2 protein-coding genes and 1 pseudogene are annotated in these 2,847 nt (G+C 67.1%); all 3 read right to left on the reverse strand.

Annotation, left to right across the window (positions count from 1 at the left end; all coding sequences use genetic code 11):
* Positions 1-365: pseudogene (locus KAY22_RS27340) on the reverse strand (hypothetical protein); the annotation flags it as partial.
* 75 nt (positions 366-440) lie between these two features.
* Positions 441-2,240, reverse strand: a complete 1,800-nt coding sequence (locus tag KAY22_RS27345; protein ID WP_296626186.1) for a hypothetical protein — start codon at positions 2,238-2,240, stop codon at positions 441-443.
* Positions 2,237-2,847, reverse strand: a 611-nt coding sequence (locus KAY22_RS27350) for a hypothetical protein (RefSeq protein WP_296626187.1), incomplete at its 5' end; no start/stop codon positions are given. The genes KAY22_RS27345 and KAY22_RS27350, both read right to left, overlap by 4 nt.

Raw genomic sequence — 2,847 nt, forward strand, 5'->3', positions numbered from 1 at the left:
CCCTTGACCCACGCCGTCGGGTCTTCTGGCCGCTCCGCTTGGAACGGCCCGCGAATGCGCTTCTTGATGTTCAGCGGGACGCGGACGCCGAGTTCTTCGGCGACCTCGTCAACTGCATCGTTGAAGTCATTGATCCATTCGCCCGGCTGCTGGGATGGCTTCGCCTGGTTCGCTGCCTCGGTCGGTGCGGGTCCCTTCGCCTTCGCTCGAGCAACGCGATCGGCCACGATCCGGTTGACCTCAGCCTCGGTGAAGGTGCGCTCGCTCGGCGGTGCGGGGGTTGCCCCGGTGGTCGCGGTGGGCGCAGCTTCGCCGGCGGCGGGCTGCTCGTTGGTGGTGCTGGCGTTGCTGTTCTCGTCGGCCATTTTGGTTCCCTCGGTGTCCCGGTCGCTAAGGCGGACCGTCTGCCCGTGTCCCGCGATTTCCGCTCGCGTCGCGTGTTACCCGGACGATGCCGCGTCCGTATCGGCGGCGCCAAAATTACTCGGCGCCGGTGATGCTGTGGCCGTCGGCTTGAAGTCCTCGGGGCCGACGATCTCGGCCGCCTCTTCGTCGGACATCGCGAACCCGATGCGCAGGATGGCGATGGCTGACACGCGAGACACCTCGCCGGCGGCAGCCTGCCGCACCAACTCGACGATCGAGGTGATCTGGGCCCCGTTGAACTGTTTCAGCTCCGGGCTTGTCGCGGCGGTTGCGTCGGCTGGCGGCGCGGCGTTGGCGTCGACGGCTGGGGCCGGCTCGATGGATTCGCTCGGCATGGAGTCGACCGACGACACGGCGGCTTGGTCGGGCATCGGCGTCTCCACCGATGAATCGATTCCGGATCCGATCTGCATCAGCGCGCGCTGGCTCAGGACCCGGCGCGTTTCGTTGTCGAGCCGCGTGTCGATGCGCTTCCACGCCTCGGCGTCGTCGACGACGTCCGGGTTGCGGCGACGCTCCTCCTCGATCGTGTCGGTCATCAGCAGCCGGCGCCGGTTCTCGAACACGCGGTCGCGCTCATCCTCGGTGAGCGGCTGCTGCACCTCGGCGAAGTCGATGCCCCAGCCCGCCGGGTCGAACGCGAACTCCGGCAGGCGGGCCGCGTTGACCTGGGCCATGATGGTCACCAGCCGCCGCTCGACCCGGCGCAGGAACGGGATGCGCTCCTCGCGCAGCTCGTGTAGCGGGATGCGGCGAAGGTGGATCTCCGCGCCGCTCGACGAGTCCCGGTGGTGAAGCACTGACGGCGGAAGGCCATGGTTCGCGCCGCCGCGCTCGAGGATATGGTCGGCGGTGTCGCGGTACTGCGACAGGTCGACGCCTCGATTGACCGACTGCACCGACACCCCCTCAGGCAACGTCGCCTCTCGGGTCGTGTCCGCGACCTGCCCCTGAGCTGCCATCGACAGGTCGCCGGTCAGGTAGGTCTGGTTATTCAGGCTGGTGCTCTCCTTGAGCAGCAGCACATCTTCGAACCACACCGACTCGTGAGCGGCTACGAGGTCGGCGCACGGCGCACGGGCGAGCAGACCGCCGGACTCCTTGGTGCCGGGCAGGCGGGTCGTGGCGAGGAACCCGGACATCGCTCGGCCGCCGGTCGGCTTGACCAGAGTTGACTCGATCATGTTCATCTCAGCATCGAGAAAGAACGCCTCGTCGGGACTGACCGCGTAGTAATGCGGCATCGAGGACGGGGCGTTGACCATGGCCGGCGCCGCGTCTACGATCACGCCGACCAGGCTTGTCTTGTCGGTCGGCGAGCAGACGGCATAGAAGCCGGCCGGGCTGACCACGTCGACAGTCGGCTCGACCTCGCCGTCGCCGCCGACGCGCAGGCGGTACTGGACCCAGCAGTCTTCGTGTAGAGCAAGCTTGCGGTCGATGGCCTGCGCGAGTTGGTCCATCGCGATGGCATCGAGTAGGGCTTGATACCTGGCCTGGTTCGGCTCGCCGTTCACGCGTCGACGAGCTGGCAGCTTGTAGACGCTGGCCTTTTCGTTCACGACGCGGGCGATCACGTTGTTCCACTTCGCGTGGCTCACGAGCGCCGTCCGCATCTTGCGGTTCTCGGGGTCCTGGAACGTCGCAGCGATCAGTCCGATGATGTACTCGTCGCCCTCGCCGGCGTAGAAATCGTCGCGCTTCTTGGCTTGCTTGCGGCGCTCGATCTCGGCCGGGTTGTTCTTGTAGTTGTCGCGCAGATAGTTGCCGAGCTCGTGCCGGCTGCCATCCTTGACCAAGTCGAAGAAGCTCACGTCAGTTCCTTTCGAACGCCTGAGCGGATGCCCTCGGCGGATTCTTTCTCGAACGGCCACAGGGCATAGGACAGCGCCGACGGAAGGTCACTCAGGTCGGTGTCGTCCTTGCGCTCGGACTCGGCCCGGCCAGCCTCGTCGCGTTCGCTCGACTCCAGCGCGTTGACCAGCATCGGGGCGACGGGCTGCCCCTGGTCGTCGACGTCGACGTAGAGACGGCGCCGGCCGGATGCGTCGCATAGCAGGCGGCAGATCATCTCGATCCGCGCCTCGACCTTGATCTGCCCGGTGCCGGTTCCGGCCTCGCTGTACTGCGCGGCGCGAATGTCGAAGCCGACGCGCGACCAGACGCGATAGACGTCCTTGTCCGGCTGCTTGGCGTTCTTGCCGTACGGGTCGGCGCGAACGTGGGCGCGGTCGCCGTCGGCATGGACGTTGACGCCGAGAGACTTGCACCGGGCCATGGCCTTGACCGCGTGTTGCTCGCTGGTTTCGTTGCGGGTCATCATCTCGCCGACGACCCACCATGACCAGTCTGGCTCGCCGGGCAGCTGGTAGGCGCGCAGCAGGACGGTGCCTGCCTTCGCCGATCCGGGGTCGTGGCCGA

It is taken from the genome of Rhizorhabdus sp., assembly GCF_018006725.1.
Taxonomy (GTDB): Bacteria; Pseudomonadota; Alphaproteobacteria; order Sphingomonadales; family Sphingomonadaceae; genus Rhizorhabdus.